We start from the raw sequence: 15,026 nt of genomic DNA on the forward strand, positions 1-15,026 counted from the left end.
CGGCGACGTTCTTCGCCGCCCACGGCATCAGCCGCATCCAGCGGGTCCTGACCGACAACGCCCGCAACTACCGAGTCTCGGCCGCCTTCCAGCAGGCCTGCACCGAACTGGGCGCCCGGCAGAAGTTCACCCGCCCCCGCTGCCCATGGACCAACGGCAAGGCCGAACGCCTCAACCGCACCCTGGCCACCGAATGGGCCTACCGACGCCCCTACACCAGCAACGACCAGCGCACACAAGCACTCGGACCCTGGCTGGAGCACTACAACACCGCACGCCCCCACTCAGCCCTGGGCGGCAAGCCGCCCATCACCCGACTGTCACCAAGATCATGACCGAGTACAGCTAGCGCTTGGCGGCGGGCGAGTGGGTCGCCACGACCTCGGCCGGCGGCTCGGTGCGTTCGGTCCGTTCGGTGTAGGACTCGCCCGGTTCGAGGTCTCGGCCGCCGAAGAGCTCCGTGACGGTGACGAGGGTGAACCCGCGCTCGCGCAGCCCGGCGATCACCGCGGGGATGGACTCGACGCTCGGCCGGTGGGTGTCGTGGTACAGGACGATCCCGCCGCGCTTCGGCTTCGCGACCCCGATCCTGACGTCGCGGGCGCGGTCGCGGTGGCGCCAGTCGAGCGTGTCCACGCTCCACAGGATCAGCGGCATCCCGACCGCCTCTCCGACCCGGTGGTTCGTCGACCCGTACGGCGGCCGCACCAGCGTCGGCCGCACGCCGGAGGCGTCCTCGATGGCCCGCTGCGTCCGCCGGATCTGCGACCGCACCTCGGCGGCCGAACGGTCGGTCAGGTCCGGGTGGGACCAGGTGTGGTTGCCCAGCTCATGGCCTTCGAGGGCCATCCGCCGCACCAGGTGGCGATGGTCGCGGACGTTCTGGCCGAGCAGGAAGAACGTCGCCCGCGTCCGGGTCCTCTCGAGCGTGTCGAGCAGGCGGGCCGTGTAGGGGCCGGGCCCGTCGTCGAACGTCAGCGCCGCGCACTTGACCCGGTCGCAGTCGATCCGCCGGGGCGGAGGCGGGGTGCGGGGCGGTGCCGCGGCCGCGGACGGTGACCGCTCCGCCCGTCCCCCGGATCCCGGTGCGGCATGCTGCCCGGACGGCCGTACATGCCGCTCCGGATGACCGCACCCCGCCGCGAGCAGGACTCCGACCCCGATGACGGCGAAAATCCGGATCCGCACCACGTACCCCCGAGCGTGTTATCTCGAGGAGGTGTGTACCCTCCGTTACACAAGCGACACACGCCGTGAAGGTCCGGAAACGCAAGATCGTCCTTGACCGCGGCGAGGGATGTCCGTCCATCATGCAGACGCCCCGTGCGCGGCCGGACAGCGGGGTCGACCTACCGGACGGGCCAGTCGGGCACTTCGGGCGGAAGGTCCTTGCCGACGCGCAGCGGGAAGGCCGCGTCGCGCTTCTCCAGGAAGGACGACACGCCCTCGATGGCGTCGGCGCCCCCGCCGAGGGCGGCCATCAGGCGGGAGTCGGCGATGTGCGCGTCCCACGGGGACGAGGCGGACAGCCCCGACCACATCAGCCGGCGGATCGTGGCGACCGAGACCGCCGAGGTGTTCGCGGCGATCTCGCGCGCGAGACCGTAGGCGGCGGGGAGGAGGTCGTCCGGCGCGTAGACGCGGGAGACGAGGCGGCCGTCGAGGGCCTCCCGGGCATCGAAGACGCGGCCGGTCGCCGCCCACTCCATGGCTTGGGCGATGCCGACGATGCGGGGCAGGAACCAGCTGGACGCCGCCTCGGTCACGATGCCGCGGCGCGCGAAGACGAAGCCGAATTTGGCCTTCTCGCTGGCGAGCCGGACGTCCATCGGCAGGGTCATGGTGACGCCGACGCCGACCGCGGCCCCGTTGAACGCGCCGATGACGGGCTTGAGGCAGCGGGCGATGCGGAGCGCGACCGTGCCGCCGCCGTCGCGCGGGGTGCCGTCCTCCAGGACGTCGTCCTCGCCGGCGTACATGTCCCTCGACCGCTCCCTGTCGAAGGTGCCGCCGCCGCTCAGGTCGGCGCCCGCGCAGAACGCGCGTCCCGCGCCGGTCACCACGACGGCGCGGACGTCGTCGTCGGCGTCGATCCGGTCGAAGACGTCGATCATCTCGCCGCGCATCACGAACGTGAAGGCGTTGAGCCGCTCCGGACGGTTCAGCGTGACGGTGGCGATCCCGTCCCGGACCTCGTACTCGATCTCCTTGTACGGCACCCTGCGATCCTCCTCGCGCCCGAGACTGGCCAGAATCTAATTCTAGAACGGTCTAGAAATGCGGGGATGTCCGGGCCCGAGGCTCCGGGAGGTCAGGCGCTCGCCCCTGGGAACAGCCGGAGCACCACGTCCCGGAACCACTCCGCCGGCTCGCACCCCGGCGGCGGGACGGGCTCCAGCGTCCCGTCCGCCGCGAGTGTGAGACGGATCTCAACATCCCCGACTCCACCGGGGACCTCACCGGTCGCGGCGAGGCGCTGCGCGAGGGCCGCCAGGACGCGGGCCCAGCCCTGCCCCAGATACGGCGGAAGCCCGGCTGCGCGCAATTCGGGCAGCCCCCTGGCGGACAGGCCGGACGTCCGCAATGTGAGCCCGGACGGCCCCTCGGCCCCCATGACGCGAACCTCGGACGTGACGTCCGCCATTGCAACGCCACCTCCTACGCGGGCATTGTCCGATAAATTATGACAGTGAACTGGGCCGTGACGACGTACGACTCCGCCTTCGGGTACGTGTCCGCGCACGGTGCGCCCCTCGTGGACCTGCTCGATCCGCAGCCCGGCGAGAAGGTCATCGACCTCGGGTGCGGCACCGGCTCGTTCAGCGCGGAGATCGCCGAGCGGGGCGCCGAGGTGCTGGGCATCGACGGCAGCCCCGACATGGTCGCGCAGGCGACCGCCACGCACCCGGGGCTGTCGTTCATCGTCGGCGACGCCCACGACTTCACCGTGGGCGACTCCTTCGACGCGGTGGCCTCGAACGCGGCCCTGCACTGGATGACCCGCGACCCCGACGCCGTGATCGGGCGCGTGCACGCCGCGCTCCGGCCGGGCGGCCGGTTCGTGGGCGAGATGGGCGGCGCCGGGAACTGCGCCGAGCTGATCGTCGCCATGCAGACGGCGTGGCGGGTGTTCGGTCTCGGCGAGCCGGAGCTGCCCTGGTACTTCCCGTCCCCGGCCGAGTACGCGACCAAGCTGGAGGACGCCGGGTTCACGCTGCGGCTGCTGGAGCACGCCGAGCGGCCGACCCGGATGACCGAGGGGCCGAACGGCGCCGCCGACTGGGTCCGCGCCTACGCCGCCCGCGCGCTCGCCGACGTCCCGCCGGAGCTGGTCGACCCGCTGCTGGACCGGGTGAACGACCTGGCCGCGCCCGCACTGCGCCGCGAGTCGGGCTGGGTCGCCGACTACGTGCGGCTGCGGTTCGCCGCCGTCCGCCGGTCGGACGGCCCCTCGCCCGCGACCTTCGGGCCCCTGGCCTCCGACCGCCCGCTGTAGGCCCCGCCCTAGGGTGGAGTCATGCTGCGTCTGCATGACCACCGGACGGGACGGGCGGAGGCGCTGCCCGGCGGGCGGGGCCTGCGCGTCCAGGTCCTGACGGGCGCCACCGGTTATCGGCGGGCGATCGTCGCGGATCTGCTCCGGCGGGTCGCCGAGCGCGGCGGGCGCCGGGTCCGGGTCTGCTGCGCCCCTGCCGCCGCGGACGACCTGGCGGACTACAACGTCCAGCCGTTCGAGGACGCCTCGCTACCGGACCCCGACGTGTACGTCTCCGGTGCGGCCGACACGGACGCGCTGTGCCTTGTTGTCCCGGACGAGACCGGAGACTGGGCGGCACCGGACGCGCCGGCCGTGCGCCTGGCGATGCTGGAGACGCCCTACCGGGAGCCGCTGGACCTGTCGCCCGCGCGGGTGTCGTCCGCCCGCGAGCGGCTGGACGGGTGGCGCCGCGGCGTCGCCGGCTGGGCGACCTCCCCGGGGCGTCCCATGAACCGGGAGTACGCCGCCGAGGCCGAGGCGGCGCTGGCCGACGACCTCGGCGGCCCCGCCGCGCTCGCCGTCCTCGACCGGCTCGCCGCCGACCCGGACGTGCCGCCGGGCGCGAAGCTGGAGACCGCCATCCACCTCGACCTGCTGCTGGGACTCGGGCTCGTCGCCGCGATCGGCACCGCGTAGGAGCGGCGTGATCAGATCTCGATGAGGCTGCCGTCGGCGAGCAGGTCGGCGATGGACCGCCGGAACACGTGCGCCGTCCCGCCGCCCGGCTGGCCGAACCACGGGATGGCCGTTCCGGTCAGCGTCTCCAGAGGCCGCTGCAACCGGTAGACGTGGTAGGGGCGGTCCTGCCATTCGGGCGGCAGCGACCGCTGCGGATAGGGCGTGCGGGCCGTGTAGGTCACGTTGCCGTCCGACCCGCCGTAACGGTCCACTTCCGCTCCTGCGGCCAGTTCCATCACGTGGCGGTCCCGCAATAGGGAGAGCGGGGGTTCGCCCTTGAGCGGCTCGAACGGCCCGTCCTGGACGGTGTGGCGCGGGTCCATCAGAAGCCGTCCGAGCAGATGCACCGATGCCTGCTCGGCGTCGTCGAACGTGACCTCGTCAGCGCGTTCGCCGTCCCGCATCTGGAAGACGGCCCAGCGGTCTGCCTGAGACAGGAGGCACCAGACGCCTTCCGCCGTGTCGTTGACGCGGTACGCGGCACGATCGACGCGGAGCTGGTCCAGGCGGTGCTGGAGCTTGCTCGCCCAGTCGGGTTCCGCGTCGGTGCGGACGCGCTCGGGTACGGCGCGTCCGGTCACGGCCGCGTTGGCCGCGTTCATCGTGTCGTCGTCGACTACGGGGACGCGGAACCCGTTCGCCCTGATGTGCGCGACCAGATCGGGCTCTGGCGGGAGGCCGTGCTCGCTGAGGTAATAGGCCACCGCGCCCGACCAGACCCATGTCCCGTCCGTGTGGAAGGTCAGCGGCACCGAAGCGCCGCGCGACGGGTCGAGCCGGTCGGGCGCGTTCGAGCGGGCGGCCATGACGGTCGGGGCCTGCCGCAGATACTCCGTCACGCGGCCGGCCTCCTCCGGCGGGACGGGCGGGCGCGACACGGCGGGACGGGCCCCGTCCGGGTCGGCATGGTCGAAGATCCTCGCCCTGCGGAGGCCTGATCGCGGCATCGGCGGCGGGGTGTCGGCCATCGTGACCGGCACCGGACGCGGCCCGAGCCGCCGCGCCATCCACCCGGGCACGTCCTCGCGCGGGAACCGTTCCAGCTCGCGCCGCACGTCGTCGGCGGACGGCTCCGCTTCCCAGGGCGGCTCGTCGTCGTAGGCGAAGTTCGCCCGGCAGCGCACCGCCCCGTCCTCGTACACGACCTCGACGTCGATCCGGTTCCACGTGGAGCGCTGGAAGGCGTGCGTCCCGGCGCGGAGCCGGTCGAGGAGCCCGGCGGTCGCGGCGGGCGCCGTCCAGTCCATGCGGGACCCGCCGGCGCGCAGGCACGTCATCGCCGGGAACTCCACATGCCCGCCGACCGCCTGGTAGTGCCCGGAGATCCTCTCCCACAGCGGCGGCGCGTGGTCGACGATCAGGGTCGGGAGCTGGTTCGACAGCAGCTCCATCTGCTCGACCGGGTCCAGCGGCCCCGGGTCGGGCGCCGGCCGGCCGACCGGCTCGCGGCCCTCCATCCGGTCGCGCAGCCAGTCCGGCATGTTGGCGCCGTCCCGCGGCATGACGATCTGGTCGCGCCGCCAGCAGTCCACCGGGATCGGCGGGTCCCACAGCGGGTCGAAGTCGTGGTTGTAGAGGTGGCGCGCCGAGCCCGGCTCGATGATCGCCGACATCGAGAACCAGGTGCCCTGCTCGGACAGGTAGTGCGCCCGCCGCAGGTCCATCAGCAGCCCGCTCAGCTCCTCCGGGACGCTCTCGGCCATCACGATCTTGCCGTCGCCGGTGAGCACCGTCAGCGCAACGTCGTTCACGGCGACCGTCGCGACGCAGTGCAGGTCGATCCGCCGCCAGCCCGGCGGGGCGAGCCGCCGCGCGTACGCCACGGCCCGGCCCTCGAGTTCCGCGATGCGGTCGCTCCGCCCCGTCACGGCCCCGTCCTCCCCGTCCTGATGGCTCCCCCGATGGCACCTGCCCGGCAGGTTAACCGCACGGATCAATCTATTGCGGAGTGGCCCGGCCGTTGGCGACGCTCGCGGGAGGCTAACTTCGATGTCGTGTCGACCGCAGCTCCAGAGTCATCCACGCCGGAGGCCCCAGGCCACCCGATCCGGCCGCGCCGCCGTGCCCGCCGGCTGATGGCGGCGACGGTCGCGGTCACCGTGCTGCTGTGCGCGGTCGTCGGCGGGATCGGCTACTACTTCGCCGGGGTCGCCATCGAGGTCGACCATGCCCCCGAATACCCGCTCACCATCGAGGACGCGGAGAACGGCACGGTCACCCTGCCCCGCGAACCGATGACGGAGCGCTCCGGCACATGGGCGCTGGTCTGGGAGGGCGGGCGCGCGATGCTGGGGCCGATCGTCGGCGGCGACGACGACCACGTCGTCCGGAAGGTGTCGTCCGTCGTGGAAGGCACCCTGGAGAAGGGCGCACCGGCGGCCATCGACCACTGGCTCTACGACGGCGACCCGAAAACGGCCCTCGGACTGCCTTTCCAGGACGTCACGTATCCGTCCGAGGTCGGGCCCATGCCGGCGTGGCTGCTGCCTGGGACGTCCTACAAGCGCACCTGGGTGATCGGTGTGCATGGGCGGAACGCCGACAAGGCCGAGACGTTCCGCGTCATGCGAGCGGTCCACGCGCTCGGCCTGCCGATGATGTCGATCGCGTACAGGAACGACGTGGGCGCGCCACCGTCCAAGGACGGCAAGAACCATCTCGGCAACACCGAATGGCACGACATCGTCTCCGCCATCGGCTACGCGCGCGCGCACGGCGCGACGGGCGTCGTCCTGTACGGATGGTCGATGGGCGGGGCGATGTCGATGATGACGCTGCGCAAGGACCCGTCGTTCGTCCGCGGCGTCGTCCTCGACTCCCCCGTCATGGACTGGGGCGCCACCCTCGACAAGCAGGGCGACGCCCGGCACCTGCCCGTCTTCGTCACCGACCTGGCCAAGCGCATCCTGCAGTGGCGGATCGGCATCGACCTGGCCGACTTCGTCCAGCACCGGTACGCGTCCCGGCTCAGGACGCCGGTACTCCTCTTCACCACCGAGGACGACGAGATGGTCGCCAACCGCCCCGCTTTCACGTTCGCCGAGAAGGCGCCGCCCGGCATGGTCACGCACATCACCACGCCGGGCGACCACACCGAGGCCTGGAACGTCGACCCGGCCGCCTACGAAGGCGCGCTGGGCGCCTTCCTCAAGAAGGTCGCCTGACCTCCAGAAGGGTCTTGCCGACGGTCCGGCGCTCCTGGATCGCGGCATGCGCCCCGGCGGCGTCGTCGAGCGGGAAACGCTGCCCGATCAGCGGCTTGAGCCGCCCCTCGGCGGCCTCCGCCAGCGCGCTCTGCGTGAACTCGCGCAGCTGCTCCGGCGTCGCCTGTGGTCGGACGATCGTCACGCCGCGCTCCCCCGCCTCCTCCTCGGGGATGTTCGCCCACTCGCCGCTGGCGAGGCCGAAGCTGACCATCCGCCCGCCGTCCCGAAGCAGGCCGAACGCCTCGCGGGCCACCTCGCCCCCCACACCGTCGAAGACGACGTCCACCTTCCCGGCCTTGCGCGCCCACCCGGGCTCGGCGTAGTCGACCGCCTCGTCCGCGCCGAGCCGCATCGCCACCCCGGTCTTGCGCGCACCTCCGGCCGCCGCGACGACCGTCGCCCCGGTGGCCTTCGCGAGCTGGACGAGCAGCGACCCGACACCACCCGCCGCAGCTTCCACCAGCACCCGCTCGCCTTTGCGCGGCCGCGCAGCGGTGACCATCATCGTGGCCGTCCGCCCGTCGGCCAGCAGCGCGACCGCGTCGTCGAGCGCGAGACCGTCCGGCACCTCGAACAGGCCCCCGGCGTCCACGGCGACCTTCTCCGCGTAGGCGCCGGCGCCTCCCGTGCTGGTGACAACCCTCTGCCCGACCAGCCCCTCGTCAACACCCGGGCCGACCGCCGTCACCACGCCGCCCACTCCGTTGCCGGGGATGACGGGCGGCTCCAGCCGCACCGGCGCCGGCCCGGTGCCCGCCCGCATCTGCGTCTCCACGAACGTGATGTTGACGAACGCGACCTCGACGAGCGCCTGCCCCTCGCCCGGCACCGGATCCTCGGCGTCTCCCGGGACCAGGACCTCCGGTCCGCCGAACTCCCGCAACCACACGGCACGCATGCGAACCCCCTCCATCAGCGGTAGTCGCCACAGCCTCCTACCTCAAGCTTGGTCGAGGTCAAGCGGGCCGCAACGAATCCCTTTTCTCCCCACACGCATCTCTGTAAGCTTTCGCGCGTATTCCGCCCCGTTGTCGGCAGCCGCTCAGGGATGGCGATGCGCACCCGGTTGGTCCGTTCCACCCCGCTGGGGTCCCGCCGCGCCGCCTGCCTGCCCGTCCTCCTCGCCGCGTGCGCCGCCGCGGGCTGCGGCTCGTCCGGCTCGTCCTCCAGCGGCGAACTCGCCCCCAACGGCCGGTTCGACACCGGCGGCACCGCCCCCGCGCAGACCGCCGTCGCGCCGTCCGCCATCCCCACGGCGCAGCTTTACAAGACGGTCCTCGACCGCTACCGCGCCTACCAGGCCGCCTACAAGAAGGCCTACGAGACCAACGACCCGGCGGCCCTCACCGACGTCGCCACCGACCCCCTCCTCACCGAGGTCACGAACGACGTCGAGGCCACCAAGGCCAAGGGCGAGATCTGGCGCTTCACCAACACGTTCAACCCCCGCGTCTACGCCCGCTCCAAGGACAGCACGAAGGTCTACGTCATCGACTGCGTCCGCACCCTCGCCGGCTACCGCTACTCCGCCAAGACCGGCAAGCGCCTCGACGGCGGGCGGGGCGGGGCATACGTGTATCGGACGACACTCCAGTACGACTCCGGCACCTGGAGGGTGGCCGCCACAGCCCGGGACAAGGCATGCTGACGGCCCGCAGGGAAGGACACGCGATGTCTCCCACACACCCCCGTCGTCGCCGGGCGGCCTCCACCGCGATCGTCGCGACGATCGTCACGGCACCCGTCCTCACGGCCGTTCCCGCGGTGGCCGCCCCCTGCATCGTCCCCGGCAAGCTCTCCTGCAACCCGAAGACCAGCACGACCGTGCCGGGCGGCGGAGGCGGCAACGGTGGGGGCGGAGGCGGAGGCGGCCCCGTCGCGCCGCCCGACCCCGAAGGCCTGATCGACAACCAGGCGGTCGACGCGGTGGACGGTCCCGGGGCCGCTCCGCTCGCGGCCGCTCCGCCGAACACCCTTGAGCTCGTCCAGCAGGCTCTGAGCGAGAAGGCGTTCCCCGTCCCCAAGGTCCACACGGCGCCGAGGGCGAAGACGTACGTGCGCATGCGGACGGCCCTGTGGGTGGACAACTTCGAAGTCGTGCAGACGGCGCCGGTGAGCGCGGGCGACCAGACGGTCCAGGCCACCGCGCAGCCCAAATCGGTCACCTGGAACCTGGGCGAAGACAAGCTGGTCTGCAACAACGCCGGCAGCAAGGACGGCAAGTCCTGCAACTACACCTACAAACGAGCCTCCGCCGGGCAGCCGGGCGGACGATACGAGATCACCGCCACGATCACCTGGCACGTCACCTGGACGTGCGAGGGCGCCGACTGCGACGCCCCCGGCGGCGACCTCGGCGACCAGACCATGACCTCCCAACCCACCCCGCTCGTCGTCAGCGAGATCCAGACCAACACCGGCCAATGACCTCGGCCGAGCACCGGTCACCGGGCTTCGCCGAGCCGGCGGAACCGGGGTCCGGCGGCGGCCCGGTGGCGATCAAGTACCTCGCCGCCGTCCTGGACGCCGTGCCCGGCGTCGGCGGGGAGAGCCGCGGTGGCATCCACGCGTACTGGACGCGGCCGGGCGTCCTGACACGTCAGGGGGTCAGACCATGTACTGGTCGTGGCGGCGGTAGAGGTCGGTCCATTCCTCCTCGGTGAGCCGGCGTCCGCTTCCCACGATGTCGGCGAGCTCTTCGAAGTAGGCCTCACGTGGAGCACCGGGAGCGAACAGCACCAGCATCGTGGCCGGCCCGTCCGCGTTGCGGAACGCGTGGATACCGCCCGGAGGGACGTGGAGGAAGTCGCCCGGGGAGCCGATGTGCCAGTCCTCGCCGTTGAAGAGTCTGACCGTCCCGCTCAGGACGAAGAACGATTCTGAGAACGTCTTGTGGAAGTGCGCTCCGCCGCCTGTCGGCTCAGCGCCCATCTCCCACCGGTACAGGCCGTAGTGGCCACCGGTACTCGCGCCGGTCGCGAGATAGTGGACGTTCGTGCGCCCGCCGATCGACAGTTCCGGCAGGGTGTCCGCGGTCCGGAGCATGCCGCTGATCTCGCCCTTGTCACCCAGGTAGAGAGCGTCCGGATAGGACATGACCTTCCTCCTCATCGAGCCCCGCGCCGACACGGCGGTCTTCTGCTTCCTATCCGACAGCCTCCCAAGGACCCCGGACGAAACCGTCGGGCCTTGCTTGACCTCAAGCGCGGTTGAGTTCCTAGCGTCGTCGACGTCGAAAGGACTCAACCATGACGACGCTGGTTACAGGGGCCACCGGGAACACCGGTCGGCATGTGGTGGCGGAGCTGATCCGCCGAGGAGAGAGGGTTCGGGCACTGACGCGGGATCCGGCCAAGGCCGCGGGGGCTATTCCGGCCGAGGCCGAACTGGTGGCCGGAACGCACACGGCACCCGCGGAACTGGGCACGGCTTTCGACGGTGTCAGCCGGTTGCACATCACCGTGACGGCGGGACTGGCCGGGCCGGAACTGGTGCGGCGGGCGGTCGATGCGGGAGTGCGGCGGATCACCGTGGTGTGGGGCGGCGGCATGGGACCGGTGGAGCAGGCCGTGGCGGACTCGGGTGTGGAGTGGACGCGCCTCGAACCGCAGGAGTTCATGTCCAACACGCTGACCTGGGTCGAGTCGATCCGTGCAGAGGGCATCGTCCGGGAGCCATACGACTTTCCCAGTGCGCTCGTCCATGAGGCCGATATCGGGGCGGTGGCGGCGGTCGCGCTGCTCGACGAGGGCCATGCGGGGCGTGCCTACAACCTCACCGGTCCCGAAGCACTGACCCCACGCGAGCGGGTCGCGATCCTGTCCCGAGCGATTGGGCGCGACATCGGTTTCGCCCGGCTTACCCACGAACAGGCAGTCGACAGGCTGATGGCCACCGGTGTCTCCCGGGAGGACGCCGAGTACGTCATCGGCTGGTACGCCGCCTCCGACGCCGCTTCGAAGACCGTCGACGACACCGTCGAGCGGGTGACGGGCCGTCCCGCGCGCACGTTCGCACAATGGGCGGCCGAGCACGCGGAACGCTTCGAGATCGCCACGGTCTGACAGGTGGCCCGCTACCAGCACGTCGAGAGCCGTCCAGGGCTCATGGTCACGTTCGGGCTCGGCTCTCCAGGTAGGTGGCGAAGCCGTCGAGGTGGCGGGCGAGACCGTACTCGAAGAGGGCGTCCAGGTCCGAGGTCGTCTCCTCGTCGATGGTCGCCAGCAGGGGAAACCGCCCGCTGTGGAGAATCTCGTCGGTCTTCTTCCGCTGTTCCACCCGCCACAGAGCGAGCGGTACACCTGTCTCCTGCTCGGCTTCGGCCTCGTCCGCCACGGACAGCGCAAGGGCGACGACCAGCGCGTGGAGCGTGAGCGCCTCATGAAAGCGCGCCTTCATGGGGAGCCCGAGGCCGTCGAGCGCGCGCAGGATCCACTCGGTGTGCGTCATCATGTTGGGCACGAGCAGCGGGCGGGTCAGCGAGACGGCCCTGCGCAGCCAGTGGTGCCGCCGGAACAGCTCCCATTCCCGGCGTGAGATCAGTTCGAGCTTGGCTCGCCATCCCTCCGGCCCGGGGTCGGGCAACTCCGCTTCGCGGAAGGTCTCGTCGGCCATCTGCGCCACCAGATCGTCCTTGTTCGCCACGTGCCGGTACAGCGACATCGGGCCGACGCCGAGTTCGGACGCGAGCCGTCGCATCGTCAGGGCGTCGAGCCCTTCGATGTCGGCGATCGTGATGGCGGTGCGGAGAACGTGTCCGCGGGTGAGCGCCTGTCTGGGGGCGCCGGCCGGTCGCGTTCCGGTCGGGTCGACCGGCCGCTCCCGCTCCGGTCGTGCCCTGACCACCGAGCCGGAACCGACCTTCGTCTCGACCAGTCCTTCCTCGCGGAGAGCCGCCATCACCCGGGTCGCGGTCGCGATCGCGACGCCCCAACGCTGGGCGATCTGCCGGACGGACGGCACGCGGCTGCCGGGCCGCAGCTCCCCGCGCAGGATCTGACCGGCGATCTCCGCGACGATCCGCCGGTAGGGCGGATCCGGCCGCTGCGATGACGACGACACAGAACTCTCCGATCCGTTGGCGGCGGTGTCACTGAACTGAAGTGTACTAGTCCACTTATTCAATATCCAGTACACTTCTTCCTTCAACATTGCTGATAAATGTCTGGAATGCCACGGCATCGATACCGTGTACGCATGACTTCAGATACGTCGTACGCAACCGTGCGGCGGGCGGAGACCGCGGATCTTCAGGTGGTGTCGGACGTTCTCACCGACGCCTTCGCGCATGATCCTCTCGTCTGCTGGCTCTTCCCCGAGGAGAGCGGACGAGCCCGCATGCAAGCGCACTTCTACCGCCCCCTGATCGCCCATCCCGATGGGGAGGCCTACCTGGCCGGCCGCGCGGAGGGCGCGGCGGTGTGGCTGGCGCTTACCGCGGGCCAGGCGCCCCCCGAGGAGCATCCGGACGCGTCCGAGCCGGGACAGGGCTCGATTTTCGGTGCGAACGCCGCGCGGTTGCAGGCTCTGGGGCAGGCGCTGGCGGAACGGCATCCCCATCGCGTCCCGCACCTCTACCTCCCGTGCATGGGGGTGGTCAGTGGGAGGCGGGGCGGCGGACTCGGCTCGGCGCTGCTGCGGCGCCGGCTGGAGCGAGCCGACGCCGACGGGATCGCCGCCTATCTGGAGGCGAGTTCCCCCCGCAGCCGTGCCCTCTACCAGCGGTACGGGTTCGAGGATCTGGGCGAACCGGTCCGCGTGGCGGACAGCCCGTTCCTGTGGCCGATGTGGCGCCGACCGTGCGCTTGACCTCCGCGGCTCCCGGCGCCCCGCCGGCCGCCGATCCAACCGACGATCCGACAGGCACAAGGAAAGAGCATCCGATGACGACGAACCATGAAGCCGCCGGCGACCACGATGACCGGCGACCGCCGACACTCGTGTTCGTCCACGGGACCAACGCCCCGTCGTTCATGTGGTCGGGTTTGATCAGCGAACTCACCCTGCGCGGACACCGGGGGGTGACCGTGGACCTTCCCGGACACGGCAACGAAGCCTTCATTCCCCGCGCCTACCAGGCTCCGCAGGACCTGGAGGCGCTGGCGACCGAGCCGTCACCGCTCGCCAAGGTCACCGTCGACGACTACGTCGAGCGCGTCGTGGACGTGGTGCGCCGCGCCCGCCGCCACGGACCCGTGATCCTCGCCGGCGCCAGCCAGGGCGGCGTGACGGTGAGCAAGGTCGGCAACGCCGTCCCCGATCTGCTCGACCGGGTCGTCTACGTCGCGGCGTACTGCTGCGTGGACCTGCCGAACCTGACCGCGTATCTCGGCGTGCCGGAGAACGGTGACAGCCTGCTCCCCCAGGTGACCCAGGCGGTGGTCGCCGATCCAGCGGTCCTCGGAGTGACGCGGATCAACTGGCGCACGGCCGACCCGGCGGTGATCCGCGGCATCAAGGAATGCCTGGCAGGCGATTTCACCGACGAGGGGGTGCACCGGCTGCTCCATTGGCTCGAACCGGACGAGACCGCCGCGATCCCCCACGCCGAGGCCCGGGGCGAGGCGGAGACCTGGGGCACGATTCCGCGCACTTACGTGCGCTTCACCCTCGACCGGCTGATCCCGCTCGCGCTGCAGGACCGCTTCATCGCCGAAGCCGACCGTCTCACTCCGGACAACCCCACCGACGTGCGCAGCGTCGCCGCACCCCACGTGGGGCCGTTCGACCGGCCCGAACTGGTGGAGATCTTCTCCGACCTCGCGACCGGCTGACCCGACGCGAGTGCGCGTGCGCAGGGTCTGGACGTCCCCCGCCACCAGACCCTGCGCAGGCGGTCCAAGCCGTCCCCTTCATGAATGGAGACCCCATGTCCGCTCCCTCGCCCGCCCCGCCGGCCCGGGCCGCACGTCCGTCCACCAGTGATTTCGCGCCGCTGGCGCGGCGTGTCCGTGACAGCGGGCTGCTCGATCGGCGTCGCGGTTATTACGTGCGGGTGATTGGGCTGAACCTGGCCGCGACGGCCGCCGTGTGGGGGGCGGTGGCGTGGGCGGGGGACAGTTGGTGGACGGTGCTGCTGGGTGTTCCGCTGGCGGTGTTGGCGGCGCGGACGGGGTTTCTGGGTCATGACGCGGGGCATCGGCAGATCGCGCGGAGTGCGCGGGTGAATCGGTGGCTGGGGTTGGTGCTGGGGAATCTGCTGCTGGGGATGGGGCACGGGTGGTGGAGCGATAAGCACAACCGTCATCACGCGAACCCGAATCACGTCGGCAAGGACCCTGATGTGGGGGAGGGTGTGCTGGCGTGGACGGCGGAGCAGGCGGGGCGGCAGCGGGGTGTGCTGCGGTGGGTGGCGCGGCACCAGGCGGTGTTGTTCTTCCCGTTGCTGACGCTGGAGGGGGTGAACCTCAAGGTCGGCAGTGTGCTGTTCTTGCGGGGGCGTTCACGCCGTGACCGGGTGGTGGAGGGTGGTCTGCTGGTCGCGCATGCGGTCGGGTATCTGGTGCTGGCGTTGTCGCTGCTGCCGGTGGAGAAGGCGGTGGTGTTGATGGTGGTGCAGCATGCGCTGTTCGGGCTGCATCTGGGTGCGGTGTTCGCGCCCAACC

Annotated in this window: 17 protein-coding genes; 10 read left to right on the top strand and 7 right to left on the bottom strand. The window is 71.3% G+C overall.

The window, feature by feature from the left end; all coding sequences use genetic code 11:
* A partial coding sequence (locus tag BM339_RS46930) for an integrase core domain-containing protein (protein ID WP_143118901.1) occupies positions 1 to 335 on the top strand: 335 nt, incomplete at its 5' end.
* Positions 336 to 345: 10 nt separating this feature from the next.
* Here the strand turns inward: BM339_RS46930 and BM339_RS46935 are convergent.
* From BM339_RS46935 to BM339_RS46945, 3 genes are all read right to left on the bottom strand, one after another.
* Complete coding sequence (locus BM339_RS46935) at positions 346 to 1,188, bottom strand: polysaccharide deacetylase family protein (protein WP_256255893.1); 843 nt, start codon at positions 1,186 to 1,188, stop codon at positions 346 to 348.
* Between the two features lie 161 nt (positions 1,189 to 1,349).
* Entirely contained in the window at positions 1,350 to 2,219 is an 870-nt protein-coding gene (locus tag BM339_RS46940; RefSeq protein ID WP_075025060.1) for a crotonase/enoyl-CoA hydratase family protein, read from the bottom strand.
* Between the two features lie 92 nt (positions 2,220 to 2,311).
* Positions 2,312 to 2,644 carry a hypothetical protein gene (locus BM339_RS46945; protein ID WP_075025061.1) on the bottom strand — a complete coding sequence of 111 codons (333 nt, stop codon included), beginning with the start codon at positions 2,642 to 2,644 and terminating at the stop codon, positions 2,312 to 2,314.
* 39 nt (positions 2,645 to 2,683) lie between these two features.
* On the opposite strand from BM339_RS46945, the gene BM339_RS46950 reads away from it, so the two are divergent.
* Together BM339_RS46950 and BM339_RS46955 are read left to right on the top strand one after the other, a co-directional pair.
* Positions 2,684 to 3,496 carry a class I SAM-dependent methyltransferase gene (locus BM339_RS46950; RefSeq protein WP_052357221.1) on the top strand — a complete coding sequence of 271 codons (813 nt, stop codon included), beginning with the start codon at positions 2,684 to 2,686 and terminating at the stop codon, positions 3,494 to 3,496.
* A 21-nt stretch (positions 3,497 to 3,517) separates the two neighbouring features.
* Positions 3,518 to 4,174: a hypothetical protein gene (locus BM339_RS46955; protein ID WP_021592403.1), complete on the top strand. Its 657-nt coding sequence runs from the start codon at positions 3,518 to 3,520 to the stop codon at positions 4,172 to 4,174.
* 11 nt (positions 4,175 to 4,185) lie between these two features.
* Here the strand turns inward: BM339_RS46955 and BM339_RS46960 are convergent, their stop codons facing one another.
* A complete protein-coding gene (locus BM339_RS46960) occupies positions 4,186 to 6,084 on the bottom strand; it encodes a TNT domain-containing protein (protein ID WP_256255895.1) in 1,899 nt (632 codons plus the stop codon).
* 126 nt (positions 6,085 to 6,210) lie between these two features.
* On the opposite strand from BM339_RS46960, the gene BM339_RS46965 reads away from it, so the two are divergent.
* The gene (locus BM339_RS46965) at positions 6,211 to 7,380 is read left to right on the top strand and encodes an alpha/beta hydrolase family protein (RefSeq protein ID WP_177287943.1); all 1,170 of its coding nucleotides are present in this window, start codon (positions 6,211 to 6,213) and stop codon (positions 7,378 to 7,380) included.
* Here the strand turns inward: BM339_RS46965 and BM339_RS46970 are convergent.
* The gene (locus tag BM339_RS46970; protein WP_075025063.1) at positions 7,364 to 8,320 is read right to left on the bottom strand and encodes a zinc-binding dehydrogenase; all 957 of its coding nucleotides are present in this window, start codon (positions 8,318 to 8,320) and stop codon (positions 7,364 to 7,366) included. The two genes, BM339_RS46965 and BM339_RS46970, sit on opposite strands and share 17 nt — an antisense overlap.
* Before the next feature lie 156 nt (positions 8,321 to 8,476).
* On the opposite strand from BM339_RS46970, the gene BM339_RS46975 reads away from it, so the two are divergent.
* Together BM339_RS46975 and BM339_RS46980 are read left to right on the top strand one after the other, a co-directional pair.
* Positions 8,477 to 9,070 carry a hypothetical protein gene (locus BM339_RS46975; RefSeq protein WP_075025064.1) on the top strand — a complete coding sequence of 198 codons (594 nt, stop codon included), beginning with the start codon at positions 8,477 to 8,479 and terminating at the stop codon, positions 9,068 to 9,070.
* A 23-nt stretch (positions 9,071 to 9,093) separates the two neighbouring features.
* Positions 9,094 to 9,849 (top strand): hypothetical protein, encoded by a 756-nt coding sequence (locus BM339_RS46980; RefSeq protein WP_075025065.1) that lies wholly within the window; start codon positions 9,094 to 9,096, stop codon positions 9,847 to 9,849.
* Between the two features lie 180 nt (positions 9,850 to 10,029).
* Here BM339_RS46980 and BM339_RS46985 read toward each other — a convergent pair whose 3' ends face one another.
* Positions 10,030 to 10,518 (bottom strand): cupin domain-containing protein, encoded by a 489-nt coding sequence (locus tag BM339_RS46985; RefSeq protein WP_075025066.1) that lies wholly within the window; start codon positions 10,516 to 10,518, stop codon positions 10,030 to 10,032.
* A 152-nt stretch (positions 10,519 to 10,670) separates the two neighbouring features.
* Between BM339_RS46985 and BM339_RS46990 the strand changes: the two genes are divergently transcribed.
* Positions 10,671 to 11,486, top strand: a complete 816-nt coding sequence (locus BM339_RS46990; protein WP_075025067.1) for an NmrA family NAD(P)-binding protein — start codon at positions 10,671 to 10,673, stop codon at positions 11,484 to 11,486.
* A 46-nt stretch (positions 11,487 to 11,532) separates the two neighbouring features.
* On the opposite strand, the gene BM339_RS46995 is transcribed toward BM339_RS46990, so the two are convergent.
* On the bottom strand, positions 11,533 to 12,483 hold the full coding sequence (locus tag BM339_RS46995; RefSeq protein ID WP_075025068.1) for a TetR/AcrR family transcriptional regulator C-terminal domain-containing protein: 951 nt from the start codon (positions 12,481 to 12,483) through the stop codon (positions 11,533 to 11,535).
* Between the two features lie 135 nt (positions 12,484 to 12,618).
* Here BM339_RS46995 and BM339_RS47000 point away from each other — a divergent pair, with 135 nt between their 5' ends.
* The 3 genes from BM339_RS47000 to BM339_RS47010 all read left to right on the top strand — a co-directional run.
* A complete protein-coding gene (locus BM339_RS47000) occupies positions 12,619 to 13,230 on the top strand; it encodes a GNAT family N-acetyltransferase (protein WP_075025069.1) in 612 nt (203 codons plus the stop codon).
* A gap of 74 nt (positions 13,231 to 13,304) precedes the next feature.
* Positions 13,305 to 14,195: an alpha/beta fold hydrolase gene (locus tag BM339_RS47005; RefSeq protein ID WP_075025070.1), complete on the top strand. Its 891-nt coding sequence runs from the start codon at positions 13,305 to 13,307 to the stop codon at positions 14,193 to 14,195.
* 95 nt (positions 14,196 to 14,290) lie between these two features.
* A partial coding sequence (locus BM339_RS47010) for a fatty acid desaturase family protein (RefSeq protein ID WP_083598591.1) occupies positions 14,291 to 15,026 on the top strand: 736 nt, incomplete at its 3' end.

Origin of the sequence: Actinomadura madurae (assembly GCF_900115095.1) — a bacterium.
Classification (GTDB): Bacteria; Actinomycetota; Actinomycetes; order Streptosporangiales; family Streptosporangiaceae; genus Spirillospora; species Spirillospora madurae.

Bases quoted from the DNA above. Each gene is read 5' to 3' on its own strand.
- BM339_RS46945 (WP_075025061.1), bottom strand. From the start codon at position 2,644: ATGGCGGACGTCACGTCCGAGGTTCGCGTCATGGGGGCCGAGGGGCCG.
- BM339_RS46950 (WP_052357221.1), top strand. From the start codon at position 2,684: ATGACAGTGAACTGGGCCGTGACGACGTACGACTCCGCCTTCGGGTAC.
- BM339_RS46955 (WP_021592403.1), top strand. From the start codon at position 3,518: ATGCTGCGTCTGCATGACCACCGGACGGGACGGGCGGAGGCGCTGCCC.
- BM339_RS46970 (WP_075025063.1), bottom strand. From the start codon at position 8,320: ATGCGTGCCGTGTGGTTGCGGGAGTTCGGCGGACCGGAGGTCCTGGTC.
- BM339_RS46975 (WP_075025064.1), top strand. From the start codon at position 8,477: ATGCGCACCCGGTTGGTCCGTTCCACCCCGCTGGGGTCCCGCCGCGCC.
- BM339_RS46980 (WP_075025065.1), top strand. From the start codon at position 9,094: ATGTCTCCCACACACCCCCGTCGTCGCCGGGCGGCCTCCACCGCGATC.
- BM339_RS46985 (WP_075025066.1), bottom strand. From the start codon at position 10,518: ATGTCCTATCCGGACGCTCTCTACCTGGGTGACAAGGGCGAGATCAGC.
- BM339_RS46990 (WP_075025067.1), top strand. From the start codon at position 10,671: ATGACGACGCTGGTTACAGGGGCCACCGGGAACACCGGTCGGCATGTG.
- BM339_RS47000 (WP_075025069.1), top strand. From the start codon at position 12,619: ATGACTTCAGATACGTCGTACGCAACCGTGCGGCGGGCGGAGACCGCG.
- BM339_RS47005 (WP_075025070.1), top strand. From the start codon at position 13,305: ATGACGACGAACCATGAAGCCGCCGGCGACCACGATGACCGGCGACCG.